Genomic DNA, 25,250 nt, shown 5'->3' on the forward strand with positions numbered 1-25,250 from the left:
TATCATACTTGTTTTCGGAGTGTCAACGCGGGGTGACAAGAATGATATTGGCTAATTCTATATTGATGTTAGCTAATTTTCCGGGTATCATATAGAAAACATTGGCGATTCGGAGGGGTGTCGATATGCGGGTGCCTTCCACGGAACTGCAGAACAACTTCGGCCGCTATCTGAAATTTGCCGAGGCGGGCGAAGAAATCATCGTGACGAAGAACGGCCGGGACGCGGCCAGACTGGTGCGGATCGAGCCTTCCGATTCCATGGTTCGCGAGACAGCGTATCCTTACCGCTCGAAGAGTGAGTGGGTGACGTACGAGGAATATTTGGCGCTGGTCGAACAATCGGAGCAGCGGTATGAATTGATCGACGGCTTGCTGTACAATCTGGCCTCGCCGTCGTATGCGCATCAGAAGGTGGTGAGCGAGCTGCTGGTCCGATTCAACCACTGGTTCAAAGGCAAACCTTGCACGCCGCTCACCTCGCCTTTCGACGTCACGCTGAAGAAGGCGGAGGACAACATCTGCGTCGTGCAGCCGGACATTCTCGTGATCTGCGACCGGGAGAACATCGACGCGCAGGGCAAATATCACGGGGTGCCTGCGCTCGTCGTCGAAGTGCTGTCTCCGTCGACGTCCGGCAAAGACCTCACCAAGAAGACGGAACTGTACATGGTGTGCGGCGTGCGGGAGTATTGGGTCGTCGATCCCGGCAAACAGACCGTCACGGTTTTTGTTTTCGATCAAGGCGGGATTGCGGATTATTCGGTGTTCCGCAAAGATGACGAGGTGCGGTCGGCGGCTTTCGACGGATTGCGCGTGGCGCTGGCGGAGCTGTTCGGGGAGTAGCATGGCGGTCCGGCGAGCTGCCGGGGTTGCTCAGAAAGCGGGATGCCAGGCCTGCAACGGAACGAACAGCCGTTATTTGTGAATCCGCATGGGGTTTCGGCAAGCCAACGGAACGGAGCGGCCTTATTCCGTCCGACACGGCACAATATTCGTCCGGTTCGGCCAAATAAAGTCTCTGTATTCCGTTAAATTTTCGGAAAGCGCGATTTCCGCAGAATAACGACTTGTGGTTCCGTTAGAATATGAAGCGTGCTGATCCCGGCTTGCCATCCGCCGGTCATCTGCGCTACAGTCAAGCTGAAAGCTTGCGCCGTCCTCTCCGAACGGCGCGTCCGTCATTGCGTTGAAATGGAAAGGAGCATCCCGATGCATCTCGTCACGGCGGAGGAAATGCGCGCGCTCGATCGTTACGTCATCGAGCAGATCGGCCTGCCTGCGGCGGTGCTGATGGAGAATGCCGCCCGCGCGGTGGCGGAGGCGGCAATGGAACTCGGGGCGGAATGGTACGGAGAAGCGAATGGCGGAGGCGGGAAGCCTGCGGGCGGAAGCCGTCTGGCCGCGGGCGGCGGCAGTGCGCGGTCCGGCTGCGGCGGATACGGCGCAGCGTCCGGCAGGCCGCTGCGATGGCTCGTGCTCGCGGGCAAGGGCAACAACGGCGGCGACGGCATCGCCGCGGCGCGCCATCTGCTCGAGATGGGCGCGGAAGCGTCGATTCTGTACGCCGAGCCGCCCGAGCGGCTGACCGGCGACGCCGCCCTGCAGCGCGACGCAGCCGCGAGGCTGGGCATCCCGGCGTCCGTCTACGCGCCGGGCGCCGTCGATTGGCGCAGCTTCGACGGCGTGATCGACGCGCTGCTCGGGACGGGCTCGCGCGGTGCGCCGCGCGAGCCGTACGCCTCGCTGATCCGCGAGGCGAACGCGAGCGGGCTGCCGATTCTGGCGGCGGACATCCCGAGCGGGCTCGACGCCGACACCGGCGCCGTGCACGAGCCCTGCATCCGCGCCGCCCGCACGGTCGCGCTCGCGTTCATGAAGCGCGGGCTCGCGCTGTATCCGGGCGCGGAATACGCCGGCGCCGTCACGGCGGCGCCGATCGGCATTCCCGCCCGGCTGGCGGACGCGCATGGCGTCCGCGTGTTCCGCCTCGATGAGGCTGCCGTGTGCAGCCGGCTCGGCGTCGACCCCGCGCGGCCGAGGCGCGCGGACACGCACAAGGGCACCTACGGCCGCGTCCTCGTCGCGGCGGGATCGCCGCGCATGGCCGGGGCCGGCCTCTTGTGCGTGCGGGCCGCGCTGCGCGCGGGCTGCGGGCTCGCGGCGTGGGCGCTGCCCGCGAGCCTGGCGGCCGCGGTGACCGGCCGCGCGCCCGAGGCGATGCTGGCGCCGCTCGAAGACGGCGGCCGGGGCGACTGGTCCGCCGTCGCCCCGGAGGCGCTCAAGGCCGAGCTGGCCGGCACGGACGCGCTCGTGCTCGGGCCGGGGCTCGGCCGATTCGCCGGCGACGCCGCCTGGCTGCGGCGCGTCTGGGACGCGGCCTGCGGAGCCGCGGGCGGCACCGGCGCCGGGCGCGCCGTGCCGCTCGTGCTCGACGCCGACGCGCTGAACATGCTCGCGGACGCGGACGACTTCGCCGCGTGGCCGAGACGGCCGGCGGACAGCCCGGCCGTCCTGACGCCGCATCCCGGCGAGATGGCGCGCCTTGTCCGCACGAGCACCGCCGAAGTGCAGCGCGACCGGATCGGCATCGCCCGCGATTACGCGACGCGCCGCGGCGTCGTGCTCGTGCTGAAAGGCGCCGCCACCGTCACCGCCCTGCCGGACGGCACGGTGTATGTGAATACGACCGGCAATCCCGGCATGGCGACCGGCGGCAGCGGCGACGTGCTCGCGGGCGTCATCGGCAGCCTGCTCGCCCAGGGCATGCCGCCGGGCACCGCCGCCGCCTTCGGCGTCTGGCTGCACGGCGCGGCCGGCGACCGCGCCGCCGCCGCCCGTCCGTCCCAGGCGTCGCTGCTGGCCGGCGACATCATTGAATATCTATAACTTGAACCCTTGGATTCCCGATCCCGAAGGAGGCCTGTCCATGCGCAGCATCCGCGCTCTGTTTGATCAGGTGTATTGGGCCGACAAGCGTCTGCTCGCGACGCTTGAGGCAGCGGGCCATCCGCCTGCCGCCGCCATCCGTCTGTTCGATCATATCCTGAACGCCGAACGGGTCTGGCTGACCCGGCTCGAAGGCGGCGACAGCTCGCATCTGCCGATCTGGACATCGCCGGACAGCCTCGTCGGGATGCGGGAACGGATCGAAGCGCTCCATGCGGATTTCGGACGCTTCCTGTCCGCGCTCGACGACGCCGCGCTGGATGCGGTGCTCGAATACCGGAACCAGTCCGGCGTCACCTTCCGCAGCAAGGTGCGCGACATTCTGCTGCACGTCGCCCTGCACGGCCAATACCACCGCGGGCAGATCAACCAACTGCTGCGCGGCGCGGGCCTTGAGCCGATCAACGTCGACTACATCATGTTCGTACGCGAAACGTAAAGGTACGCGGACAACGGGCTCCGGTCACCGAAGCGAGCCGCGGCGTCGGAGACCTCCGCTTGCCAGCGCCCCGGACGTTCCGTCATCAGCACCGTTTTCATCTCCATCGTGCGCCCCTCAACACCTGTCAAGAAGAAGCCTGCCGGTGTTTTTTCCGACAGGCTTCGCATGTTTCACATTCGTCTTTCCGCCATGCGCAGATAGATGACGTAAAGCACGGCGCCATACACAAGCGGACCGATCCAGACCATGACGCTCCCGCCGCTTGCAAGCGCATCCCCGTTCATCAGCCAATCGATGACCGGTGCCGCGGGCGGAAGCAGGATGAACAGCGGAGCAAATCCGCTCCCGATCTCACAATGGACACCATCAAGACCAGCAGCAACCAAAAGATCGCCATGCTCCCGTTCCGGATAACCGTCCGATTCAGAATCAAAGCCGCCAGTCCTCCAAGCAACGACAGTTCAAGATGCGCGAGCCATGCGGTCAGCCACTCGCCGGCGCTTACCCCGTTCGTGAACCGATCTGCCGCCACCGGGTAGATCATGGCCGCAAGACATACCAGGAAGCTGCACGCGAAAATCGCCAGCGTCTTGCCGACCAGATACATCCGAACATTTCCCGCATGGACGGCGGCGACATGCTCCTCCGCTCCGTGGATCGCGCCCATGAAGGTGGCGGCAATCCAGGCGGAAATGAAGTAGACCAGAACGGCCGAAGCCGCGTAGGTCGGCATGGCTTGCTTGGTTGGATAAACATAGAGCATCATCAGGCCGAGCAAGAAGACGAGCAGCGGAGGTAAATAGCGATACGACCGCATGTAAAACAGCAGCAAGAACCGTACCAGATGCAGCATCAGCCTAATTGACCCCCCACTGATCGGAGATCCACGCCGACGGCTCTTCCCCGGAGGACGTCCCCGTATCTTTCGGCATCGCCTTGAGTCTCCCATGCTCGATGACCATCGACCGGTCGGCCCACGCGTTCTCGAATCCCGGCTCGTGGCCCGTCATGACGATGGCCGCTCCCTCCTGCTTGAACTTCACAAGCAGCCGGGCGAAATCCGCCTGCGAATCGGCATCCAGTCCGGACAGCGGCTCGTCCAGAACGAGCACGTCGGGACGGGCGAGCACCGCCTGCATCAGGTTGACTTTCTGCGTCATGCCTTTCGAGAAGTGCGTGATCGGTCCGGCGGCATGCATTTGGAACAGATCCATCAGTTCCTGAATGCGCCGCTCAAGCTCCGGCTTCGGAATGCGCCGGATGCGGCCCAGATGGGTCAAATATTCCTCCGCCCGGAAGCGGACCCGGGGGAAGCGCTCCGGCGCATAGCCGACGGTCAGTCCCGGGGCGCGGCGGACTGCGCCGGCGGACGGCCGGGTGATGCCCGCAATCAGTTTCAGCAAAGTCGTCTTGCCCGAGCCGTTGCGGCCGCGGATCGCCAGACCTTGTCCGCGATAAACGGCGAGGTCGATCTGCTGCACGACCGGCCTCCCCGCCGCATACCATTTTCCGACATTCCGCAGTTCGATCAAGACTTCCATGGTTCCTCCCGATCCAACATCGATTGGCCTGTCTCGTTGGAAACAGCATACCAACAGAACAAAGATTTGTCACTTTCCTGTCGGCAAATCGCTGCCTTGGGCCAGCCCCGATCCGACAGTCATTGCGCGCCGGACATGCTAAGATCATAACTCGACTACACCCGAACAGGAGCGATTGCGATGGAGCTCATTCAGGACCAGCCGTTTACGCACGAGACGATCGGGTTGGACGGGTTTGCTTTCGTCCGGTGTGCATTTGAAGACTGCGTCATCATGATCCGGTCGGAGGGGTATGAACTCGAGCAGTGCACGTTCCGGAATGTGAAGATTTTGATCAGCCCGGAGGTATCCGTCAAAGAGCTGGCGCGGCGACTGGCCTCCTGCCGCTGCGAGAACACGGTCTGCCTGTTGAATCCGGAAGGGGCGGTCACGGCGATGGCGTGAAGCGGTTGAAACGGCATGTGCGATGCGGTTATGATCGTCGTATGAATCCCTTTCCAGCATCAGGAGCAACCCGATGAAAAAGGTAGACGTTGCAGGCGCCGTCATTTTCAATGAGAAAAACGAAATCCTGTGCGCGCAAAGGTCCCCGTCGATGTCGCTGCCCGGATTGTGGGAGTTCCCCGGCGGCAAGATCGAGCCGGGCGAATCGCCGGAACAATGCCTGGTCCGGGAGATCCGGGAAGAACTGGACTGCCTGATCGAAGTCCATGAGCGGATTGCCGATGTGACCCATCCATACCCGAATCTGGTGGTAAGACTCATCACGTACAAGGCCAAAATCATAGAGGGAGCCCCGGCGCCGAAAGAACACGCGCAACTGGTCTGGCTCCCCCTCTCCGAAATGGCCTCCCTGGACTGGGCGCCGGCCGACATCCCGACCGTGCGGGCGCTGCTTGCGGACAACCACTTGGCGGAATGAGTCACTTGTCTCTCCGCTCAAAATGCAGGTGCAGCCGGTACAGGCAAATCTCTCTCGTCCACTTGTGCAGCACCCGCTTTTCTTCCGGGGCGGGGTCGATCTTCAGTGAGAAGACGTTATTCTCGAACGCCGTCATGCTGCCCCTTGCCGAACTCCATTTCGTCATCGGCATTTCGGCGATCAGCCGGCTGACCTTCTTCTCGTCATACTCCCACAGTCTCCGCGATTCCTTGTCGGAGAAATCAATTCGCTTCCGGTATTCTTTCTCCGTGAGATAGCGGTGGAAGAACGGCGCAACCTCTTCCGGCGTCACCGGTTCGATCCAGCGGTCTTCGCCGCGTTCGAGCATATGCAAGAGCACGACCATTTTGTAGCTCTTGGTCATCGTTGTCTTCTCGACGTCCCGGAGCCACGCTTCGTATCGATGATAGACCTCGGCCTCTGCTTCGGATAGCTGTTCCGCCCAATGCAGAAAACCGACGTAAGAACCGAATTCGTTGCGATATTCCCAGCTGTTGGCCCTGCCTTGGAGATGAAGCTCCAAATAAGTCGGAATCCGGCCCAGTTCGTTCTTCAAATCCATGAAAGCCTGCAGCAGCCGCTCCCGATGGGGCAGCTTCTTCCGTCCGAGTTCATCGAGCAGGTTGATGACTTCCGTCTCCAACCGGATACTGCAATTGTCCGGAATGGCCGCGATCAAATTCTCTGTCTTCTCGTACCGCTCTCCTTCACCCCGACGATCCGTGAACAGCCGCAGCTTGACATCCGCATTCCGATAGTTGCCGATCAGATCAATGATCGTGCAATGGGTCTTGCCTTCCGCAACACGCAGCCCGCGCCCGACCTGCTGGGTGAACACCGTGAGCGATTCGGTCGGCCTCACAAACAGCAGCGTGTCGACCGCCGGGATGTCCACGCCTTCATTGAACAGGTCAACGGTGAAAATAATGTCCAGTTCGCCGGCCGTCAACCTTTGAATAGCCTCCTGGCGCGTAATGCCGATCGTTCCCGAATGCAAGCTCACCGCCGAAGCGCCTTTGCTGCGGAAATATTGCGTCAGAAAGTCTGCCTGGCGGATCGAGGAACAAAACCCGATCGTTCTCGTCTGTTTGTGCCGGGTCCACGCCTCGTAAATTTTAGCCGCATACTGTTCCCGCAACTGAACGGCGGCAAGCTGTTCCTCGTCGTAGCGCGTTCCCAGCCAACGGATCTTCGTATAGTCCGTTTCATCGTACACGCCATAATATTGGAACGGCGACAACCACCCGCGGCGGATTGCTTCAATGAAATGAATCTGATAGGCGACATTGCCGTCACACAGCGCATAGACGTCTTTGCCATCCATCCGGTCAGGCGTGGCGGTTATGCCGAGCAGAAATCGCGGTGAGAAATGGGAAATCAGCGACTGGTACGACGCCGCCGCCGCATGGTGAAATTCGTCCACGATGATCAGATCAAAGCGATCCGGTGCAAAGGATTCGCGGTGTTTCCTCATGCCGAGTGTATAGATGGAAGCGAACAGAAGTTCCGCATCGCTTTCCTTCACCTGGCCGTAGTAGAGACCCGTCGTGCGTTCCGGCATAATCCGCTGAAACGTCTGCTGCGCCTGCAGCAAAATCTCTTCCCGATGCGCGACAAACAACACGCTGCGAAACTTCCGCGCGAAGAAGCCGGCAAGCCAGGTTTTCCCGAGCCCCGTTGCCATGACGACCATCGCCTTGTCGTAGCCCTCTTCCATGGTGCGTTCAAGCTCGTACAGCGCTTCTTCTTGCACCGGCCTGGGAAGAACGGCTTCCGCCGTCTCCGTTGACCGGGCATCGCTTGCCGCGCCCGCATCGTTATCCTGACGATACTCCGCTTCTTCCATTTCAATGATTTTTTGAATCAGTTCGGGATTTTTGCGGAAGTAACGTTTATACTCTTCTTCATATTGCGCGATGGTCCCGGGAGTCAGCGGTATTGTCGATTCATGGTAGAAGCTGCGCATGAATTTGTCCAGAGCAACCTGAAACGTGTACGGCTCCGCCTGCGCATTCATCGCAAGATTCCACTCGATGCCCATCCGCATGGCGGAAAACGAAAAATTGGAGGAACCGACGATCAGCAGCCCCTCGCCGCGGTCATAATCGAAAAGATAAGCTTTCGGGTGGAAAGACGCGCCGGCGCTGCGCCACAGGCGCGCCTCCAATCGCCCATCTATTTCTATAAGCGCTTTCAAGCCTTCCGGCTGCGTGACGAACAGGTAGTCCCCTGCTAACACCTTCACCTCGGCGCCGCGCTCCAGCGCCTGTTTCAGATGAGGGGCCAACAGCCTGACGCCGGACAGCATGACGAACGATGTCATAATGTAAATGCCGCTCGCATGCCGAATGGCGTTGATCAGTTCGTCCGCGAGATTTTCAGTAATCAGCTTGACGTTAACGGTCGTCGACATCGATCAGAAACACCCGTTCCTCAAATCCGCCCCGGGCTTCCGCTTTCCTTGCCCGCAGCGCTTCAAGCTGTTCCCAATCGGCGCCATGCACACGCGCAAGCGCCCGGATGAGCTCGAGCAGATCCGCCAGTTCTTCCAGGGCATCCTGCGAGTTGCCGGCCCGGAAATACTCCTCGATTTCTTCCCGAAGCTTGATATTCAATTCCTTGCGATATTCGTCGTCGGAGAGGATGCGGGTACGACATCCCAGCCCAGATGCCGCGATCACCTGCGGAATTTTGTCGCGGACAAGTTTGTTGTAGATTGGCACAATATCACCTGGTCTTAGAATTCTTGTTTTATTATATCATAGTTCAGGACCTGCCCCCTACCTGCACACCACCCGTTGCGACCCGATGTCCGCGAAAATCTCCATCCCGTCCGTCCGCGCCATGTGGACGACTTCGTCAAGCGGCGACGCGTCCGGCACCAGTTCACTCAGCGCATTGGGCAAATCGAGCATGCGCTCCGGATGCCAGATCACATCCTTCTCTCCGGGCGACAGCGCGGCGTAGAAGATACCCGCTTCCACGAGATCGAGGAAGAAATGGCTGCCGTACGACAGCTCGGGCGCGATGCCGGATTCCTTGGGCGCCGCTTCGCAGAGCACCGTCATATGGCACAGCTCCGCAAAATGGACCGGCACCCCGAGCGACGGCGTCGTCGTCCCCCACCGTCCCGGTCCGATCAGCATCGTCTGCCTGCCATTTTAACACCTTGTTGATCCGGCCGATCAGCCGCTCGGCCGCGTACTTGCCCTGCTCGGGCAGCGCGAGATAGCGGTCCGGCCGCACGAAGACGACATGGTCGATCGGCAGCCGGACGTTGCCGCCCATGAAGCCGCCGCGGGACGCGAAGAAACAATCGTCCGACGGCTCGGGCAGTTCGACCGGCCGCCCGAGGCCGCGCGTCTGCAGCGGCAGGCATTGCAGCAGGTTGACGCGGTACGCTCCGTCCGCCGTGAAGTTGACCGTGAACTCGATGTCGACGGGGTATTCGTACACGGCGGCGAGCTGCGCCAGCATCTCCCGCCGCCTCCAGAATGCGCCGGGCGAGCAGCATGCCGACGCTCTTGCCGCCGATGAAGCCGCTGCCGATCTGGCGCTCCGCGACCCGGAGGACGTCCGCGAGCGCAAAGTAGCGGCCGCACAGCTTCAGCAGGCGCGCTTCGCGGCCGGCGAGCATCCGGAGCAGCCGCATCTCGCTGCCGCCGACCCGGTACACGTCGATCAGCAGCTGCGTCGTCTCGCGGGTGCCCGCGATCGTCGCGAACGTCTGGGCATTTCGGATGATGGCGAAGCAGGCCACGGTTTTGAGTTCATACAGGCAGGGACAGGTGACGCGGAAGAAGTTGCCGATCATCAGGTCGGAATGCCATCGGTCAGGCAATCGAACACATAGAACGCCCGCCGACCTTCCTTCTCGATCAGCCGGTGGACGGACGCGGCGAAGCGTTCGAATCCCCGGTCGGCCCTGAGCTCGATGATGACGGTGTCCGAATCCGGCGCAAACAGCGGCTCGTGGCTGCCGAAACGGACGTAGATCAGTTTCCGTCCGTCCCGCTTCGCCTGCCCGGCGAACCGCGCGGCCAGTCTCCCGTATTGCCCGATCTCGTCGACTTGCCACACGACGTTGTCGCCGAGCCTCAGCCCGTCGACGACGTCGTCGATTCCCCTGATGCCGGTGCTGACGCGGTCATGCATCATGTTCGGCCCGCCTCCTCGCATATCGCTTATTCCGATTCAACCAAATCCGGAATCCGGATGTCAATTTGACGTCCGGTCCGCTCCGAAAACCTTTAATTTGGCGGGGAAAACCTAAAATTCGATCCCTTGTGAAAGCGGTTCAACCTGCTATAATGGACAAGAAGAGCCAATGTCTGGACCGAAAGGGGATCATCATGTCGAACATTCCGCAACCGAAAGAACCGCTCGTCAGACATATTTACACGGCGGATCCTTCGGCGCATGTTTTCGAGGGCAAGCTGTACATTTATCCGTCCCATGACCTCGAGCATGACGGGCCGACGAACGACAACGGCGACCAGTACCAGATGGAAGACTACCACGTGCTCTCCATGGATGATCTGGACTCGCCGGTCATCGACCATGGCGAAGCGCTGCACGTGCGCGACGTACCGTGGGCGAGCAAGCAGATGTGGGCGCCGGACGCCGCGTTCAAGAACGGCAAGTACTACCTCTATTTCCCCGCGCGCGACCATGAAGGAAATTTCCGGATCGGCGTCGCGGTGAGCGACAAGCCCGCGGGTCCGTTCAAGCCCGAGCCGAACTACATTCCCGGCAGCTTCAGCATCGACCCGGCCGTGCTCGTCGACGACGACGGCGAAGCGTACATGTACTTCGGCGGCCTGTGGGGCGGCCAGCTCGAGAAATGGCAGACGGGAACGTTCAATCCGGAAGGCAGGGAGCCCGCACCGGATGCGCCCGCGCTCGGACCGCGCGTCGCCCGGCTGAGCGGTGACATGCTGACCTTCGCGGAAACGCCGCGCGAGATTCAGATTCTCGACGAGAACGGCGAGCCGATCAAGGCGGGCGACGAGGACCGGCGCTATTTCGAAGGGCCGTGGATGCACAAATACAACGGCAAGTACTACCTGTCGTACTCGACGGGCACGACGCACAAGCTCGTGTACGCCATCGGCGACAACCCGTACGGGCCGTTCACGTACAAGGGCGTCATCCTGACGCCGGTCATCGGCTGGACGACGCACCATTCGATCGTCGAGTTCCAGGGCAAATGGTATCTGTTCTACCACGACGCCTCGCTCTCCGGCGGCGTCAACCATCTGCGCTGCGTCAAATATACGGAGCTGCACTACAACCCGGACGGCACGATTGTGACGATCGACCCGTACGCGTAAGCCCTTATAAATGATAAAAAAAAGGACAGGCTGATCGCCGGGTCACTCCCGGCCGCCAAGCCTGTCCCTTTTTCAATGCCAGCCGCCACATTCCGTCCTCACGCCTCCGGCAGCAGCACCTTCACTTTGAACAGATCGCCGTCCACTTCCAACTCGAACGTCCCGCCGTGCAGATCGACGATCGACTTCGCGATCGCGAGACCCAGCCCCGAGCCTTCGGTATGCCGCGAAGCATCTCCCCGCTTGAACCGTTCGAGCAGCTCGTCGACGTTGTCGCCGAGTTCGTATTTCGCGACGTTCTTGAACGCGATCTCCGCCTTGCCGTCCGCGCGTTCGAGCGCGATGTAGGCCCGGGTGCCTTCCAGCGAATAGCGGATGATGTTCGAGATGAGATTGTCGAAGACGCGCCACATTTTCTGCCCGTCGACGAAGGCGATGACCGGATACTTCGGCAGCTTGACACGGAACTCGATGCCCGTCGCCCCGTCCTTCGCCCCGGACTCGGCCAGCGCCTGTTCGATGAGCTGGGCCAGATCGATCCGCTCACGGTTCAGCTCCACGCTGCCGCTCGCCATTTTGGTCGCTTCGAACAGGTCGTCGATCAGCGCCTTCAGCCGCTTGCTCTTCTGATCGATGATCGCGATGTACGATGCCCGCTCTTCCTCCGACAAATCGGGATTTTTCAGCAGATCCACATACGAGATGACCGACGTGAGAGGCGTGCGCAGATCGTGGCTGACGTTCGTGATCAGCTCCGTCTTGAACCGCTCGCTTCTCGCCTCGCTTGCCCGCGACGCTTCGGCGCTTCGCCTCATCTTGTTCCAATGGTCCGCCAGTTCCGCCATGACCGACCGGCCCTTCACCGGAACATCGTTCACGGTCCGGCCGACCGCATGGTCCCGGGCGGCGGCGAGCAGCCGGTTCAGATAACCGGCCTGGCGCAGCGCGTAAAACAGGATGGCGGCCGTGACCGCCGGAATCGGCAGCACCCACAGTATCGACTGTTCTTGCACGAACAAGGCAAAGGCGGGGAGTGTCGCGAACCCGAGGCCGAACATCGCGAGGAACACCAGCGTTACCTGCACACCGACCCGCAGGTTCAGGAACGCGTCGCGAGCGATGCCGTACAGCCGCATCGCCAACGACTTTTGCCACGCAACGCCGAGCGATTCGGGCTCCTTCAGCGACCGCTGCGCGAACCGGAGCTGAATGGCAAGCGCCGCCGTCACGACGATAAGCACCACCAGTTTCCAGACGGTCGCCCCGATCAGGATGGCCAGATCGTTCTCATCCAGGCGGTCGTAAGGCAGAATCGCCTCTCCGTGCAGGTTGAACGCGGCGATGGCCGTGAGCAGCAGCAGCACCACCCGAACATCGACCGGTGTGTTCCGCCAGATCTTCTGCACGGCGGACTCGCCGCCCTCCGGCAGGACGACCCCCCGTATCTGCCGGAATCTCACGGCGACAAGCAGCAGCGCCAGGAGGACGACGCCCGTCCCCAGCATGCCGAACGTATATCCGCGGTGCCGCCGGTAATCTTCGTATTGCGCCATGAAGGCGTCCGACTTCGGCACGCCGATCCATCCACCAAATTGCTTCACCGGCCGGACGGCCGCCGCCTTCACCAACTCTTCCCGGTACGGCAGGACATACGGCAGTTCATAGACCGACAGTCTGCCATCCACCCGGTCGGGATAACGGAGCACGAACAGCATCTCCGCCTGCGCCTTCTCCTCGCTTCCGTAAGTTTCCAGCTCCGCTTCCAGATTCGTATAGACCCGGCCCGTCCCCGTCTCGACGAAATGGAAGGCGTACCGTTCCCGGTACCGATTGTAATCGGCGCGCAGGTTGTTCAGTTCCTCGAAATACCGGCGCAAATTGTCTTCTTTCTCTTCCGCAAGCATCTGCCGGATTTCCTCGTCGCTTTTCTCCGCATGGTCATTCGTGCGCTTGTACCATTCAATGTATTCCCGGCCGACCTCGATCTGCTTGCGCGCTTCTTCGAACGTGATCGGCGCGAGTTCGAAGAACGACAGATACTGGACGAACAGTCCGAGTTCCCGGTCGATGCCGGTCGCTTCGATGAACGGCTTGCCGCTGTACCGTCCGAAATCGACGAGGCCGGCCAGCACCCCGTTCACGCCGATGGTCAAAAAGAGCACCGCCGCTATGGCCGCCAGCCTATTTCTCCATCTTGTACCCAAGTCCCCATACCACCTTCAGATAGCGCGGATTTTTCGGATCGATCTCGATTTTCTCCCGAATTTTCCGGATGTGGACGGCCACTGTGTTTTCCGGGCGGAAGCCGGGCTCCTTCCATACGCGCTCGTAAATCTCATTGATGGAGAACACGCGCCCCGCATGCGTCATGAGCAATTCCACGATGCCGTACTCGATCGGCGTCAGCCGCACCGGCTCGCCGTTCAGCCGGACTTCCTTCGCATCCGGATCGAGGGTGAGACCACTCAACTGAATGACGCGGCCGCCGCCCTCGTACATGCCGAGCGTCATGTACCGCCGGAGCAATGACTTCACCCGCGCGATCAGCTCCAGCGGATTGAACGGCTTCGTCACGTAGTCGTCGGCGCCGACCTGCAGGCCGAGCACTTTGTCCGCATCCTCGTTCTTGGCGCTCAGCATCAGGATCGGGATGTTCCGGTTCTCCCGAATCCGGAACGTCGCGCCGATCCCGTCGAGCTTCGGCATCATGACATCCAGGATGATCAGATGGACTTCATGCCGCTCGAGCAGTCCGAGCGCTTCGAGGCCGTCTCCGGCTTCCAGCACGTTGAGCCCCTCGTTGCGGAGATAGATGCCGATCGCCTCGCGGATTTCCTTGTCGTCGTCGACGACGAGCACCGTGTGTGCGCCCATGTCCGAACCCTCTTCCTCCCTGTAATCGGCCGATTACGCCATCCATTATAGAAAGCATTTTTTGTGAAACGGCAAGGGTAAAGATGAAGAATTTCTTAAGATCCGGTTCTATCCTGCCTGAACGGGACCGGCGTTTCCCAATCATTCGACTTCCCGCCTCCCTGTTCCTTCCGCGGCCGCAAGAACGCCCTGCCGACGCCGGATCATTGCGGCGCTCCCGCCGCAACATTTTGCGGGTTTACGGGTTTCGGATGGCCGCGCGTCCGTGTATGATCATGTATGATGGGAGAAGGACGAACTTTTTTTGGCGGGAGGCAGACGGAACGGAATGAAGAAGAACAGGATTGGCCAATCGGATCTGTACGCAAGCGAAATCGGGCTCGGTTGCATGTCGCTCGGCACGGAGGAAGCCGCGGCCGTCCGGATCATCCATGAAGCGCTCGATGCCGGCGTCAACTTCCTCGATACCGCCGATCTGTACGACGCGGGGCGCAACGAGGAACTGGTCGGGATCGCGATCCGGGGCAGGCGGAGCGAGGTGATCGTGGCAACGAAGGTCGGCAACCGGCGCATTCCGGGGCGCGAAGGCTGGGTCTGGGATCCTTCGAAGGCGTACATCAAGCAGGCGGTTCACGACAGCCTGCGCCGGCTGGGAACGGACTATATCGATCTGTACCAGTTGCACGGGGGCACGATCGACGATCCGATCGACGAGACGATCGAAGCCTTCGAAGCGTTGAAACGGGAAGGACTCATCCGGTATTACGGCATCTCGTCCATCCGTCCGAACGTGATCCGCGAATACGCGCGCCGTTCGAACATCGTCAGCCTCATGAGCCAGTACAGCATGCTCGACCGGCGGCCCGAGGAGGAGACGCTGCGGCTGATCGAAAGCCGCGGCATCGGCCTGATCGCGCGCGGGCCGCTGGCGGGCGGCATCCTGACGGAAGGCGGAGCGGCGAAGGCGGAGCGGGATTACCTCGACTACAGCCGGGAGGAACTGCCGGAAGTGCGGCGCCGGCTGCTGGAACTGTGCGGAGGCCGCACGCTCGTGCAGACGGCCATCCGCTACGCGCTCGCCGATCCGGCGGTGGCGACGGTCATTCCGGGCGCGAGCAGCCTGGAGCAGCTCCGGCTCAACCTGTCGGCCGCATCCGCCCCGCCGCTGACCGAAGAAGAGCTCGCCGCGATCCGTGCCGTCACCCGGGCGAACCGTTACGAACTGCATCGGTGAGGGCGACGGCTGACGGGCAGACCGGAGGCGGACAAGGAACATGTCGTGAACAGGGAAATCCCGGGAAACCGGGATTTCCCTTTTTTTGCTCGTCCTGTTGACAAGGATGGAAAGGTTTATATACTGTTATTTATATCCGACTAATCCAATGCGATATTGTATATTTGGACAACCGTGCGGTTGCGGTGGGAGGGATCGGCCTGATCATTCTGGACAACCTGTGCAAAACCTACGGGACCGGTAACAACGCCGTCACCGTCATTGATCATGTCACGCTGAGCGTGAAGAAGGGGGAAATCTTCGGCATCATCGGGCAGTCCGGCGCCGGCAAAAGCACCCTGCTCCGATGCGTCAACCTGCTGGCGAGGCCGGACTCGGGCACCGTCACCGTCGGCGGCGTCGAGCTCACCCGCCTGAATACGCGCGAGCTGCAGACCCGGCGGCGGAAGATCGGCATGGTGTTCCAGCACTTCAACCTGCTCGCGACCTTGACGGCCCGCGACAACGTCGCGTTCCCGCTCCGCCTGGAAGGACTGCCCCGGAACGAAATCCGGCGCAGGGCGGACGAGCTGCTCGAACTCGTCGGCATGGCCGGCCACGCGGACAAGTACCCGTCCCAGCTCTCGGGCGGGCAGAAGCAGCGTGTCGGCATCGCGCGGGCGCTGGCCGCCAGACCCGACGTGCTGCTCTGCGACGAAGCGACCTCGGCGCTCGACCAGGAGACGACCCGATCCGTGCTGGCGCTGCTGAAGGACATCAACCGCCAACTGGGCGTCACCATCCTGCTCGTCACCCACGAGATCGAGGTGGTCCGCTCCGTCTGCGACCGGGTGGCGGTCATGAACCGGGGACGGATCGTGGAGTCGGGTGCGACGCCCGACCTGCTGCTGCGGCCACGGCACCCGGCAACGCGCGAGCTGCTGCGGCAGACGGAAGATTGGGAAGGCGAAGACTTGTCCGGCGGCGGGGACGGCGGGACGATCGTCCGGGTGCTCTATTCCGGCGAAAGCGCGGACAGACCGGCGCTCTCCGAAGCGGTGCGCGGCACATCCGTCCGGTTCGTCATCCTCCACGGCAACGTCTCCCGCATTCGCGACGTTCCCTACGGCCGGCTGACGCTCAGGTTGACCGGCCCGCCCGGGGAGAAGGATGCCGTGATCGGAAGGCTCCGGGAGCAGGGCTGGGAGGTGGAGACGTCCGATGACGTTTGATGAGATTCCCTGGCCGCTCATCTGGCAGGCGACGCGCGAGACGCTCGTCATGCTCGGGGCGTCGCTCGCGCTGTCCGTGCCGATCGGCCTTGTGATCGGCGTGCTGGTCTTCCTCACGTCCCCCGGCCAGTTCTGGCAGCAGATCTGGGTGCACCGGCTGCTGTCGCTGATCGTCAACGTCACCCGGTCGGTGCCGTTCATCATCATGCTGATCTACGTCATGCCGCTCACCCGCTGGCTTGTCGGCACCTCGATCGGCGTCAAGGGAGCCATTCCCCCGCTCGTCATCGCGGCGGCGCCGTTCTTCGCCAGATTGACCGAGATTGCGCTGCGCGAAGTCGACCGCGGGGTGATCGAGGCGGCCGAGGCGATGGGGACGCCACGCCTGACCATCATCCGCCGCGTGCTGCTCCGCGAGGCCCGCACCGGGCTGATCGCGGGCGTGACGGTGACCGCCGTCAATCTGGTTTCATACACGGCCATGTCCGGCGTCATCGGCGGCGGCGGTCTGGGGGACCTGGCCATCCGCTACGGTTACCAACGGTTCCGGCCCGACGTCATGCTGGTAACCGTCGTGCTGCTGGTTATCCTGGTGCAGCTTCTGCAGTCGTTCGGCGATCGGCTCGTCAGACGGCTGTCCAGGAACCAAATAGATTAGACAAAGCAAACAGGGAGTGGAGAGAACATGAAGAAATCATTCGGTCTCATGCTGTTGGTTGCCGCACTGGTACTGCTGTCCGCATGCGGAGGAGGTTCGAACGCGAACGGCGACGGAGGAGCCGATACCGGAGCGAATTCCGGCACGAACGCCGCCGAATCCGCGACCCCTTCGTCCGGCGATTCCTCCGCGACCAACAACGCTTCCGCCGGAGGGAACGAGGCGCCGGCCGCCGAACCGGTCACGATCAAAGTGGGTGCCACCCCCGAACCGCACGCGACGATTCTGGAGTTCGTGAAGGACAAGCTGGCGGCGGAAGGCGTCAATCTGGAAATTGTCGTGTTCAACGATTACGTGCAGCCGAACGTGCAGTTGTACGAAAAGCAGCTTGACGCGAACTACTTCCAGCACATCCCGTATCTCGAAGAGTTCAACGCGGAGAAAGGGTACGATCTCGTGAAAGTGACGGGCGTGCACATCGAACCGATCGGTGCCTACTCCGGGAAAATCGCTTCCATCGACGAACTGAAAGATGGCGCGAAAATCGCCATCCCGAACGATGCCACCAACGGCGGCCGCGCGCTGGCGCTGCTGGCGAAGCACAATCTGATCACGCTCAAGGAAGGCGTCGGCATTCTCGCGACCGTCCAGGACATCACGGACAATCCGAAGAAGCTCGAATTCATCGAACTGGAAGCGGCCACGCTTCCCCGCGTGCTGCCGGATGTCGATGCGGCCGTCATCAACACCAACTACGCCCTCGAGGCCGGTCTGGTGCCGACGCGGGACGCGCTGTTCATCGAAGACAGCGATTCGCCCTACGTCAACATTCTGACGGCACGCCCGGACAACCGGGATGACGAAGCCATCCGGAAGCTGGCCGCCGCGCTCAACTCGCCCGAAGTGAAGCAGTTCATCGAGGAGAAGTACGAAGGCGCGGTCGTGCCCGCATTCTGACAGGCGTAAGCAGAACCGCCAAAGCCCCGGCGAACCGGGGCTTTTTCTTTTTTGGCACGCACGACGACCGGACGTCCCGCCCCAGCCGAAGCTTTCGGACAGGACAAAACGGTTCCCGGATGAACGGGCATTTTCCCCTTTCCCGGCGAGTATGCTGAAGTGATGGAGACTTCGGTTCGGAGGGAATGGAAAATGGGCGAATATATCACGGTGGAACCCGGCGTCCGGCTGTACGTCGAAGATTTGAATCCCGGCGGCGCCAGAACGATCGTGTTCATCCACGGCTGGCCGCTGAGCCACAAGCAGTTCGAGTATCAATTCGACGCGCTGCCCGCCCTGGGGTACCGCGTCATCGGCATCGACTGGCGCGGCTTCGGCCAATCGGACAAACCGTACGACGGGTACAACTTCGACCGGCTGGCGGACGACATCCGCGCGGTGTTCGACCAGAAACAACTGCAGAACGTCGTGCTGGCCGGCCATTCGGCGGGCGGCGCAATCTCGATCCATTACATGGCACGGCACAAGGAACACGGCGTGGCGAAGCTCGTCCTGATCGCCGCGGCGGCGCCGACCTCCTTCACGCCGGAGACGGCGGAACGGTTCCTGGCCGTAAACAGCGGCGACCGGCCGAACCTGATGCGGCACGTGGCGGACAGCTTCTTCTTCCGCTACGCGACCGAGCCGTTCCGGGAATGGTTCATCGGCCTCGGACTGCAGGCGGCGGGCTGGTCCACGGCGGCGATGATCCGCCTGCTCCGGGATACGAATCTGTACGGCGATCTTGCCGCCATCACCGTTCCCACGCTGATCACCCACGGCATCCACGACCAGGTGGTGCCGTTCGCCAACGCGCAGGAACTGCATGCGCGCATCCCGCAATCCCGACTCGTGCCCTTCACCTACAGCGGCCACGGTCTGTTCTGGGAAGAGCGGGAGGAGTTCAACCGGCTGATTGCGGAGTTCGCGGGGTGACGGCCGATCCCGGCCCGGCGGCCGACGGGACGCGGCGTCCGGCGCCTTGACTTCCCCGTCCGTTTCGGCCATGCTATGGTTAGAATTCTAACCATATGCGCGAACGGAGACGCGCGCGATTCGGAGGCTATGGACATGCCGCAACCGGAATGGCAATGGGATCAGGGGCCGATCGGCCGGCTCGTGAAGACGGGATACATTACGCTCCGCCGGGAGATCGAGCAGATGTTGCGTCCCGTCGGCCTGACGCATACGCAATGGAGCGCCCTCGGCGTCATCCTCCATTATCCCGGCATCACCCCTTCGCAGCTCGAGCAGATTCTGATGATCGAGCGGCCGAGCGTCACCAGCCTGATGAACGGACTGGAGAGCAGGGGATTGATCGTGCGCCGGAGCAGTCCCGAGGACGGCCGGTCGAAACAGATTTTCCTGACGGATGCGGGAAAGAAGCTTGCCGAGGAAACGCAGCATTTCGCCGTCGCCGTGGAAGAGCGGGTGAAGCAGGGCATGACCGGAGAAGAATTCGCGGCGCTCAAAGCGCTGCTCGTCAAACTGGTGAACATCTTCGGTCAGCCCTGAGCGTCTGGCCGTGTCGAGCATTCGACCCCGATGGCCATCTTCCCCATGCGCATGCTCTCCCCCGGTCCGATGCCAATCCGCGGTCTCCGCGTCAGAAAAGCCAGGCGAGCAGCGCGGCGGAGACGACGCCGGTGACCACCGTCAGCAGCAGGCTGCGGGTCAACAGCGCGACGGCCAGCGTCGGGAAGAACGCGAGCCAGTCCGAATTGTCCGGCGACATCCATTCCTCGCCCTCGGTCAGCACGGACTGCGCCACCAGCGCCGTCATCACCGCCAGCGGCACATGCTTCAAAAATTTCATGACATAATCCGGCAGCTTCATCCGGCTGATGAGAACAAGCGGCAGCGTCCGCGGAATCAGGGTCACGGCAGCCGTTCCGATCAGAATCCACAGAAATTCGCGGCTCACGCTCATCGCTCCGTCACCGCCCCTGCGATCGCTGCCAGCACCGCGCCCGCCATGACGGCGACATGGCCCGGCAGCCAGATGAACGCCAGCGCGAAACCGCCGGCCGCGCAGGCGATCACGAGCAGATCGCGCTTGTATTGTTTGCGCTGCGTCACGATCATGGCCGCCAGCCCGATGAACATGGCCGGCAGCGCGTAGTGCAGCCCGTACCGTTCCGGATCCGCGATCCACCCGCCGATCAGCGCGCCGAGCAGGTTGGCGATGATCCAGTTGGCATGGGCCGTCACGTTCAACCCGAACATCCACCGGTCCGCGTGCCGCTCGCCGCCGTTCAACTTGCCCGCGGCCACTCCGAACGTCTCGTCGGTCAGTTGCGCCCCGATCAGAAAATTTCTAAGCGGCGAATACGTCGCGAAGTTCGGCGCGAGCGCGGCGCTCAGCAGCAGATGCCTTAGGTTGACGAAGAAGACGGTGACCACGATGGACGCGACCGGCGCCCCCGCCATCACCATGCCCGCCGTGATGAACTGCGCCGATCCGGCATAGAGAAACAGCGACAGCAGCCCGATCTCCAGAAGACTCATGCCCGCCGTCGCCTCGATGACCCCGGCCGCGAAACCGATCGACAGATACCCGAGAAGCGTCGGCACGCAATCGGTCACGCCCTGCCGGAATGACAATGTCGTCTCGCTGTTCATGAAGTCCCACCCCTGCAGAATAAAAACCGATATCAGTCCAATGAAAAAAATTGGAGACCGCGTATGCGCCTCCATCTTCGCCGATATTCAACCTTTCCGCTTCCCGCTAGACCCTGAGCAACCCGCGGAATCCCCTCGCGGCGTAATAGGATTCGGCACCGTTGTGATAGACGAACACCGTGTCGTAGCGCCGGTCGCAGAACAGCGCGCCGCCGAGCTTGCGGATCTTCTCGGGCGTTCGGATCCAGCTCGACGTCTTCCGGTCGAATTCCCCGAGCTCCTGCAGCGAACGGTACTGCTCTTCGGTCAGCAACTCGATGCCCATCGCTTCGGCCATGCCCTCCGCGCTGTCCGCCGGCTTGTGTTCTTTCCGCGATGCCAGCGCCTCCGGGTCGTAGCAGACGCTTCGGCGGCCCTTCGGGCTTTCGGCCGAGCAATCGACGAACAGCAGCTCGCCCGTCTCCGGATCGCGGCCCGTGACATCCGGTTCGCCGCCGGTCCGTTCCATCTCGCGAAGCGACCACAGCTTGCCGGGATCGGCGGCTTCCAGCCGGGCCGAAACTTCGTCCCACGTGATGCCTTCATGGCGGCCGGGGTGTTTGGCGAAACGGGCTTTCAGCGTTTCAAGCAGTGCCCTCAGCTCTTCTGGGGCCAGCTCCCTAACGGATTCGGTCATGGACGCCACTCCTTTCCGTTATCCATCTCCGCCAAGCCGCATCCCGTCTGATGTTTCCCCGAACGGTCCGGTCTCATGATGCGGCATGTCCGGATTCACGCCCTGTTCCATCCATTATGGCCGGGAAGGTTCGCGCCGTCAAGGAAAAGGGATGGCAAGGCCGTCTCCGGGCTACCATCCCCTCCCGTTCGCCGCGGGAAGCCCGTACGTTCCGCCTCCCTGCAGCAGCGATTCGATTTTATCCGGCTCCATCGGCTCGCAGTAACGGTTGCCCTGCACCCATGCGCATTCCAGCAACTTCAGGAACTCCAGTTGCTCGTCGGTCTCCACGCCTTCGGCGAGCACTTCCAGACCGAGATTGCGGGCGAGCGTGATCATCGCCCGCACCAGCGACTTGTTCCGCTCGTCCAGATCCCGGAAGAACGTCCTGTCGATCTTCAGCTTGTGGATCGGCAGCTCGCTGAGCAGCCGCAGGGAACTGAACCCGGAACCGAAATCGTCGATGCTGACCGTCACGCCGATCTCCCCGAGCTCGGCGACGATCTCCTTCACGGACCGGACGTCCGAAATCATGTTCTCCGTAATCTCCAGTTCCAGATACCGCGGATCAAGCCCCGTCTCCTCCAGGACCGAGCGGACCGTATCGGTGAAACCGACGGCCATGAACTGGCGCGCCGAGATGTTGACGGCCACGGGAACGGGCTCGTACCCGGCATCCTGCCATGCCTTGTTCTGCCTGCAGGCCTCCCGCAGCACCCATCTTCCGATCGGAATGATCAGCCCGTTCTCCTCCGCGGCCGGAATGAAGTCGGCCGGCGGAAGCAGGCCGGATTCCGGATGATCCCACCGGATGAGCGCTTCGATCCCGATGATCCGGTTCCGTTCCATATCGATCTGCGGCTGATAATGCAACAGAAACCGCCCTTTCTCGACCGCCTTGCGCAGGGCGGATTCGAACCGCAGCTTCCGCAACCGGTTCTCGATCATGCCGGGATCGAAAAATTGGAAATTGTGCTTGCCCATCCCCTTGGCATGGTACATCGCGGCGTCCGCGTGCTTGATCAGCGTGTCGGCCGTGTCGCCGTCCCGGGGATACAGACTGATGCCGATGCTCGGGTAGACATAAATTTCGAGATTGTTGACGACGTACGGCTGTCCGAGCATCTCCAGAAGCCGTTTTGCGCTCTCGCGCGCGCCCTGTTCATCCATCCCGGGCAGCAGAACGGCAAATTCATCGCCTCCGAATCTGGAAGCGATGTCATGGGTACCCGCGAAGCGGATGAGGCGGCTGCCGACCAGCCGGAGCAGTTCGTCACCCGCCGCATGTCCGAGCGTATCGTTGATGTTTTTGAATCCGTCCAGATCGAGGAACATGACCGTGAACGGCGTGCCGCTCGTCCGGTCGCTTGCGATCAGGCTCTCGACCTGGTCCATGAACATGACGCGGTTCGGCAGGGAGGTCAGCGGGTCGTGGTAGGCCATGTACTTCATTTTCGCTTCGGCCCTGTGCCGCTCGCTGATGTCGATCGCGGTGCCGACGAGTTCCCTGACTTCGCGGTCCCGCACGATGGGTGACAGATGGATCAGAAAACTCCGGCTCCAGACGTTCAACTCGAACTGGACATGCCTGCCTTCCTGGGCGGACCGGGCCATCCTCTCCATCACGTCCGACGTTCCTGGCGGGAACAGTTCGCGGATCTCGCGATCCCGCACCTTCTCCGTCGTGAACGAAAGCTCCTCGGCCATCATGCCTTCGGCCAGGACGAACCGCAACTTGCCTTCATCGTCCGTCCGGATCTTGAACATCAGGTTCGCCAATTGCCGGATGATCCGCTGAAAATCATTTTCGAGCGCCTGGTGCAACTCCTTCTCCATCCGGACACGCTCGGTGATGTCGGTGCGGATGGAGATGTACTGGTACGGCTTGCCGGACTCGTCCAGGAAAGGGACGATCGTGGTGTTCACCCAGTATGTCGACCCGTCCTTCGCACGGTTCCGGATCTCGCCGGTCCATACCCGGCCCGAACGGATCGTGTTCCACAAGTCCTCGAAGAACGAACGGGGATGGTAGCCGGAATTGACGATCCGGTGCGTGTTGCCGATCAGTTCGTCGCGGCTGTATCGGGAAATCTCCACGAACTTGTCGTTGACCTCGGTGATGACGCCCTGCGCATCCGTAATGGCCACGATGACGGAGTCATCCAGCACCCGACAGATGTCGACAAGCTGCCTCAGGGTCCGCCTCTGTTCGTCAGACATTTGGATCTGTTCGAGTTGTTCCAGGAGATGTTCGAGCCGCATGAAATGTTCTCCTCCAGGGCCTGGCAGGCCTTCAACGACGGAATGCGAGCGCGGGTATCCGACAGACTGCGCATTACCCGACACTTACCCAGTATAGATCCTTTGGTCTGAACAGTTCCTGAACAAGGTTCTGTATGGCCTGTTTTGACGGTGATGCCATGGGCTAAAACCCGAATCATGTCGAATAATCGATTCTTTTATTATACAACTTTCGGTGGCGTCACTCCATGATTTTTGTCCGCATCGCATAGACCGTGATGAGCAGCGAGACCGCCAGGAAAATCAACATCGTGAAGCCGAGACCGTTGATGTAATTGCCCCACTCCAGCGAACCCGTCATCATCCCGACGCTGCCGAGCACGGTGAAGCCGAAGTTCATCGCAGCCGAAGCGGCGCCGATGTCTTCCTTCTGCATCGACAGCAGCCGGTCGGAGATGAACGGGCGGAAATAGCTCGACAGCATGACGAACGGAATGAACGTGAGCAGGAACGCGACCGGACTGAAATGGCCGATCGTGAGCATGAGCACGGCCGAGAGCAGCACAACGGCATAGCCCGCGGCGAACACCTTCCGGATGGGACGCGGCCCGATGCGCATGTAGAGCATCGGTCCGACGATGCTGAACGCGGAGTTCGTGGCGAAGAACAGGCTGAACGACGTTTACGAAATGCCGAATCCTACAATATATATGTAGGAAGCGACGCCCAGATAGGCCATGAACGGCGAAGTCAGAAGCCCGCCGGCAAGCAGGAGCGCCGTGAACCGCCGGTTCCGGACCGCACGCGTCAGCCCCATGATCGAGTGGAGAAGGTTACCCGCATTCCGGCGATCCTTCGGCAGCGTCTCCTGCAGCAGCAGCACGGCGATCAGCGTCACGGTCATCAGAACCGCCAGGGTGATGAACGTCATTTTCCAGTTCGCATATTGGATGATGAGTGCGCCGAGGATGGGCGCGCCCATCGGGGCCAGCAGGGTCAGCACCTGGGTGATCGAGATGATCTGCGACATCGCCTTGCCTTCGAAGCTGTCGCGGATCATCGCCGTGGCGATCGTGACCATCCCGCCCGCGCCGAACGCCTGAATGGCCCGCACCAGCAAGAATACACCGATGGTCGGCGCCCACGCGCACAGGGCGCTGAACGCCATCGTGGTCGCCACGCTGAGCAGCAGGATCGGCTTGCGGCCGTATTTGTCGCTTACGGGACCGAGGATGAGCATCCCGACGGCCATGAAGATGAAGAAGATCGACATCGAGAAACTGGTGAGCGAGGAGGTCGTATCGAAGTAATCCGTCAGCTCCGGCAGGGAGGGCATGTACATGTCGGTGGCAAGGGGCGGAATCATCGACAGGACGGAGATGAGGATGACGAGTCCGGTTTTGCGCAAATATTTCTGGTTCATCATGGTCCGGCCTTTCTGCAAATCGATGCTGTATTGGTTGAATGGTCAACGTAATCATCATATCGGAAC

At 61.8% G+C, this 25,250-nt stretch carries 27 protein-coding genes; 13 read left to right on the top strand and 14 right to left on the bottom strand.

What is annotated here, in order from left to right; genetic code table 11:
• The first annotated feature begins 125 nt into the window (after positions 1-125).
• The 3 genes from C6W55_RS07315 to C6W55_RS07325 all read left to right on the top strand — a co-directional run bounded on the left by C6W55_RS07315 (position 126) and on the right by C6W55_RS07325 (position 3,387).
• Entirely contained in the window at positions 126-845 is a 720-nt protein-coding gene (locus tag C6W55_RS07315; protein WP_286892118.1) for a type II toxin-antitoxin system Phd/YefM family antitoxin, read from the top strand.
• Between the two features lie 366 nt (positions 846-1,211).
• The gene (locus tag C6W55_RS07320) at positions 1,212-2,888 is read left to right on the top strand and encodes an NAD(P)H-hydrate dehydratase (protein WP_286892119.1); all 1,677 of its coding nucleotides are present in this window, start codon (positions 1,212-1,214) and stop codon (positions 2,886-2,888) included.
• A 40-nt stretch (positions 2,889-2,928) separates the two neighbouring features.
• Complete coding sequence (locus C6W55_RS07325) at positions 2,929-3,387, top strand: DinB family protein (RefSeq protein WP_015253774.1); 459 nt, start codon at positions 2,929-2,931, stop codon at positions 3,385-3,387.
• A gap of 286 nt (positions 3,388-3,673) precedes the next feature.
• On the opposite strand, the gene C6W55_RS07330 is transcribed toward C6W55_RS07325, so the two are convergent.
• Together C6W55_RS07330 and C6W55_RS07335 are read right to left on the bottom strand one after the other, a co-directional pair.
• On the bottom strand, positions 3,674-4,243 hold the full coding sequence (locus C6W55_RS07330) for a hypothetical protein (RefSeq protein ID WP_286892120.1): 570 nt from the start codon (positions 4,241-4,243) through the stop codon (positions 3,674-3,676).
• A 4-nt stretch (positions 4,244-4,247) separates the two neighbouring features.
• Positions 4,248-4,931, bottom strand: coding sequence for an ATP-binding cassette domain-containing protein (locus C6W55_RS07335; RefSeq protein WP_015253770.1), 684 nt, complete (start codon positions 4,929-4,931; stop codon positions 4,248-4,250).
• Positions 4,932-5,111: 180 nt separating this feature from the next.
• On the opposite strand from C6W55_RS07335, the gene C6W55_RS07340 reads away from it, so the two are divergent.
• Both C6W55_RS07340 and C6W55_RS07345 read left to right on the top strand, forming a co-directional pair.
• Complete coding sequence (locus C6W55_RS07340) at positions 5,112-5,375, top strand: hypothetical protein (RefSeq protein WP_213484695.1); 264 nt, start codon at positions 5,112-5,114, stop codon at positions 5,373-5,375.
• Positions 5,376-5,448: 73 nt separating this feature from the next.
• The gene (locus C6W55_RS07345; RefSeq protein ID WP_286892121.1) at positions 5,449-5,853 is read left to right on the top strand and encodes a (deoxy)nucleoside triphosphate pyrophosphohydrolase; all 405 of its coding nucleotides are present in this window, start codon (positions 5,449-5,451) and stop codon (positions 5,851-5,853) included.
• 1 nt (position 5,854) lies between these two features.
• On the opposite strand, the gene C6W55_RS07350 is transcribed toward C6W55_RS07345, so the two are convergent.
• The 3 genes from C6W55_RS07350 to C6W55_RS07360 are packed head-to-tail and all read right to left on the bottom strand — an operon-like array spanning position 5,855 to position 9,020.
• Entirely contained in the window at positions 5,855-8,287 is a 2,433-nt protein-coding gene (locus tag C6W55_RS07350; protein ID WP_286892122.1) for a DEAD/DEAH box helicase family protein, read from the bottom strand.
• On the bottom strand, positions 8,271-8,597 hold the full coding sequence (locus C6W55_RS07355; RefSeq protein ID WP_286892123.1) for a nucleoside triphosphate pyrophosphohydrolase: 327 nt from the start codon (positions 8,595-8,597) through the stop codon (positions 8,271-8,273). Before C6W55_RS07355 ends, C6W55_RS07350 begins: the two co-directional genes overlap by 17 nt.
• A gap of 57 nt (positions 8,598-8,654) precedes the next feature.
• Positions 8,655-9,020, bottom strand: a complete 366-nt coding sequence (locus tag C6W55_RS07360) for a hypothetical protein (RefSeq protein WP_286892124.1) — start codon at positions 9,018-9,020, stop codon at positions 8,655-8,657.
• Between the two features lie 140 nt (positions 9,021-9,160).
• Here C6W55_RS07360 and C6W55_RS07365 point away from each other — a divergent pair, with 140 nt between their 5' ends.
• Positions 9,161-9,727, top strand: a complete 567-nt coding sequence (locus C6W55_RS07365; RefSeq protein WP_286892125.1) for a hypothetical protein — start codon at positions 9,161-9,163, stop codon at positions 9,725-9,727.
• Here C6W55_RS07365 and C6W55_RS07370 read toward each other — a convergent pair.
• Complete coding sequence (locus C6W55_RS07370) at positions 9,688-10,032, bottom strand: hypothetical protein (RefSeq protein ID WP_286892126.1); 345 nt, start codon at positions 10,030-10,032, stop codon at positions 9,688-9,690. The genes C6W55_RS07365 and C6W55_RS07370 overlap by 40 nt on opposite strands.
• 194 nt (positions 10,033-10,226) lie before the next feature.
• Here C6W55_RS07370 and C6W55_RS07375 point away from each other — a divergent pair, with 194 nt between their 5' ends.
• Positions 10,227-11,207: a glycoside hydrolase family 43 protein gene (locus C6W55_RS07375; protein ID WP_286892127.1), complete on the top strand. Its 981-nt coding sequence runs from the start codon at positions 10,227-10,229 to the stop codon at positions 11,205-11,207.
• A 98-nt stretch (positions 11,208-11,305) separates the two neighbouring features.
• Here the strand turns inward: C6W55_RS07375 and C6W55_RS07380 are convergent, their stop codons facing one another.
• Entirely contained in the window at positions 11,306-13,411 is a 2,106-nt protein-coding gene (locus tag C6W55_RS07380; RefSeq protein WP_286892128.1) for a sensor histidine kinase, read from the bottom strand.
• On the bottom strand, positions 13,389-14,081 hold the full coding sequence (locus C6W55_RS07385; protein WP_286892129.1) for a response regulator transcription factor: 693 nt from the start codon (positions 14,079-14,081) through the stop codon (positions 13,389-13,391). Before C6W55_RS07385 ends, C6W55_RS07380 begins: the two co-directional genes overlap by 23 nt.
• 328 nt (positions 14,082-14,409) lie before the next feature.
• Here C6W55_RS07385 and C6W55_RS07390 point away from each other — a divergent pair, with 328 nt between their 5' ends.
• From C6W55_RS07390 to C6W55_RS07415, 6 genes are all read left to right on the top strand, one after another.
• Positions 14,410-15,315 (top strand): aldo/keto reductase, encoded by a 906-nt coding sequence (locus C6W55_RS07390; RefSeq protein ID WP_286892130.1) that lies wholly within the window; start codon positions 14,410-14,412, stop codon positions 15,313-15,315.
• Positions 15,316-15,515: 200 nt separating this feature from the next.
• On the top strand, positions 15,516-16,526 hold the full coding sequence (locus C6W55_RS07395; protein WP_483316354.1) for a methionine ABC transporter ATP-binding protein: 1,011 nt from the start codon (positions 15,516-15,518) through the stop codon (positions 16,524-16,526).
• Positions 16,516-17,184 (top strand): methionine ABC transporter permease, encoded by a 669-nt coding sequence (locus tag C6W55_RS07400; protein WP_286892132.1) that lies wholly within the window; start codon positions 16,516-16,518, stop codon positions 17,182-17,184. Before C6W55_RS07395 ends, C6W55_RS07400 begins: the two co-directional genes overlap by 11 nt.
• 27 nt (positions 17,185-17,211) lie before the next feature.
• The gene (locus C6W55_RS07405; protein WP_286892133.1) at positions 17,212-18,141 is read left to right on the top strand and encodes a MetQ/NlpA family ABC transporter substrate-binding protein; all 930 of its coding nucleotides are present in this window, start codon (positions 17,212-17,214) and stop codon (positions 18,139-18,141) included.
• 162 nt (positions 18,142-18,303) lie between these two features.
• Positions 18,304-19,116 carry an alpha/beta fold hydrolase gene (locus C6W55_RS07410; RefSeq protein ID WP_286892227.1) on the top strand — a complete coding sequence of 271 codons (813 nt, stop codon included), beginning with the start codon at positions 18,304-18,306 and terminating at the stop codon, positions 19,114-19,116.
• A 135-nt stretch (positions 19,117-19,251) separates the two neighbouring features.
• Positions 19,252-19,695 (top strand): MarR family winged helix-turn-helix transcriptional regulator, encoded by a 444-nt coding sequence (locus tag C6W55_RS07415; protein ID WP_286892135.1) that lies wholly within the window; start codon positions 19,252-19,254, stop codon positions 19,693-19,695.
• A gap of 91 nt (positions 19,696-19,786) precedes the next feature.
• Here the strand turns inward: C6W55_RS07415 and C6W55_RS07420 are convergent, their stop codons facing one another.
• The 6 genes from C6W55_RS07420 to C6W55_RS07445 form a co-directional block, all read right to left on the bottom strand.
• Entirely contained in the window at positions 19,787-20,110 is a 324-nt protein-coding gene (locus C6W55_RS07420) for an AzlD domain-containing protein (RefSeq protein ID WP_286892137.1), read from the bottom strand.
• The gene (locus tag C6W55_RS07425) at positions 20,107-20,802 is read right to left on the bottom strand and encodes an AzlC family ABC transporter permease (RefSeq protein WP_286892138.1); all 696 of its coding nucleotides are present in this window, start codon (positions 20,800-20,802) and stop codon (positions 20,107-20,109) included. The genes C6W55_RS07420 and C6W55_RS07425 overlap by 4 nt, the downstream gene beginning before the upstream one ends.
• 106 nt (positions 20,803-20,908) lie before the next feature.
• Positions 20,909-21,478, bottom strand: a complete 570-nt coding sequence (locus C6W55_RS07430; RefSeq protein ID WP_286892139.1) for a DUF4256 domain-containing protein — start codon at positions 21,476-21,478, stop codon at positions 20,909-20,911.
• Positions 21,479-21,649: 171 nt separating this feature from the next.
• Positions 21,650-23,779 (bottom strand): sensor domain-containing protein, encoded by a 2,130-nt coding sequence (locus tag C6W55_RS07435; protein WP_286892140.1) that lies wholly within the window; start codon positions 23,777-23,779, stop codon positions 21,650-21,652.
• Between the two features lie 220 nt (positions 23,780-23,999).
• Positions 24,000-24,386, bottom strand: coding sequence for an MFS transporter (locus C6W55_RS07440; protein WP_286892141.1), 387 nt, complete (start codon positions 24,384-24,386; stop codon positions 24,000-24,002).
• A 54-nt stretch (positions 24,387-24,440) separates the two neighbouring features.
• Complete coding sequence (locus C6W55_RS07445; RefSeq protein ID WP_286892142.1) at positions 24,441-25,184, bottom strand: MFS transporter; 744 nt, start codon at positions 25,182-25,184, stop codon at positions 24,441-24,443.
• Positions 25,185-25,250 lie beyond the last annotated feature (66 nt).

Origin of the sequence: Thermobacillus sp. (assembly GCF_003390775.1) — a bacterium.
GTDB classification, from domain to species: domain Bacteria; phylum Bacillota; class Bacilli; order Paenibacillales; family Paenibacillaceae; genus Thermobacillus; species Thermobacillus xylanilyticus.

Bases quoted from the DNA above. Each gene is read 5' to 3' on its own strand.
- C6W55_RS07350 (WP_286892122.1), bottom strand. From the start codon at position 8,287: ATGTCGACGACCGTTAACGTCAAGCTGATTACTGAAAATCTCGCGGAC.
- C6W55_RS07340 (WP_213484695.1), top strand. From the start codon at position 5,112: ATGGAGCTCATTCAGGACCAGCCGTTTACGCACGAGACGATCGGGTTG.
- C6W55_RS07415 (WP_286892135.1), top strand. From the start codon at position 19,252: ATGCCGCAACCGGAATGGCAATGGGATCAGGGGCCGATCGGCCGGCTC.
- C6W55_RS07335 (WP_015253770.1), bottom strand. From the start codon at position 4,931: ATGGAAGTCTTGATCGAACTGCGGAATGTCGGAAAATGGTATGCGGCG.
- C6W55_RS07370 (WP_286892126.1), bottom strand. From the start codon at position 10,032: ATGATGCATGACCGCGTCAGCACCGGCATCAGGGGAATCGACGACGTC.
- C6W55_RS07365 (WP_286892125.1), top strand. From the start codon at position 9,161: ATGAAGCCGCCGCGGGACGCGAAGAAACAATCGTCCGACGGCTCGGGC.
- C6W55_RS07420 (WP_286892137.1), bottom strand. From the start codon at position 20,110: ATGAGCGTGAGCCGCGAATTTCTGTGGATTCTGATCGGAACGGCTGCC.
- C6W55_RS07425 (WP_286892138.1), bottom strand. From the start codon at position 20,802: ATGAACAGCGAGACGACATTGTCATTCCGGCAGGGCGTGACCGATTGC.
- C6W55_RS07445 (WP_286892142.1), bottom strand. From the start codon at position 25,184: ATGATGAACCAGAAATATTTGCGCAAAACCGGACTCGTCATCCTCATC.
- C6W55_RS07330 (WP_286892120.1), bottom strand. From the start codon at position 4,243: ATGCTGCATCTGGTACGGTTCTTGCTGCTGTTTTACATGCGGTCGTAT.
- C6W55_RS07345 (WP_286892121.1), top strand. From the start codon at position 5,449: ATGAAAAAGGTAGACGTTGCAGGCGCCGTCATTTTCAATGAGAAAAAC.
- C6W55_RS07385 (WP_286892129.1), bottom strand. From the start codon at position 14,081: ATGGGCGCACACACGGTGCTCGTCGTCGACGACGACAAGGAAATCCGC.
- C6W55_RS07325 (WP_015253774.1), top strand. From the start codon at position 2,929: ATGCGCAGCATCCGCGCTCTGTTTGATCAGGTGTATTGGGCCGACAAG.
- C6W55_RS07435 (WP_286892140.1), bottom strand. From the start codon at position 23,779: ATGCGGCTCGAACATCTCCTGGAACAACTCGAACAGATCCAAATGTCT.
- C6W55_RS07440 (WP_286892141.1), bottom strand. From the start codon at position 24,386: ATGCTCTACATGCGCATCGGGCCGCGTCCCATCCGGAAGGTGTTCGCC.
- C6W55_RS07375 (WP_286892127.1), top strand. From the start codon at position 10,227: ATGTCGAACATTCCGCAACCGAAAGAACCGCTCGTCAGACATATTTAC.
- C6W55_RS07320 (WP_286892119.1), top strand. From the start codon at position 1,212: ATGCATCTCGTCACGGCGGAGGAAATGCGCGCGCTCGATCGTTACGTC.
- C6W55_RS07400 (WP_286892132.1), top strand. From the start codon at position 16,516: ATGACGTTTGATGAGATTCCCTGGCCGCTCATCTGGCAGGCGACGCGC.
- C6W55_RS07315 (WP_286892118.1), top strand. From the start codon at position 126: ATGCGGGTGCCTTCCACGGAACTGCAGAACAACTTCGGCCGCTATCTG.
- C6W55_RS07360 (WP_286892124.1), bottom strand. From the start codon at position 9,020: ATGCTGATCGGACCGGGACGGTGGGGGACGACGACGCCGTCGCTCGGG.
- C6W55_RS07405 (WP_286892133.1), top strand. From the start codon at position 17,212: ATGAAGAAATCATTCGGTCTCATGCTGTTGGTTGCCGCACTGGTACTG.
- C6W55_RS07410 (WP_286892227.1), top strand. From the start codon at position 18,304: ATGGAGACTTCGGTTCGGAGGGAATGGAAAATGGGCGAATATATCACG.
- C6W55_RS07390 (WP_286892130.1), top strand. From the start codon at position 14,410: ATGAAGAAGAACAGGATTGGCCAATCGGATCTGTACGCAAGCGAAATC.
- C6W55_RS07430 (WP_286892139.1), bottom strand. From the start codon at position 21,478: ATGACCGAATCCGTTAGGGAGCTGGCCCCAGAAGAGCTGAGGGCACTG.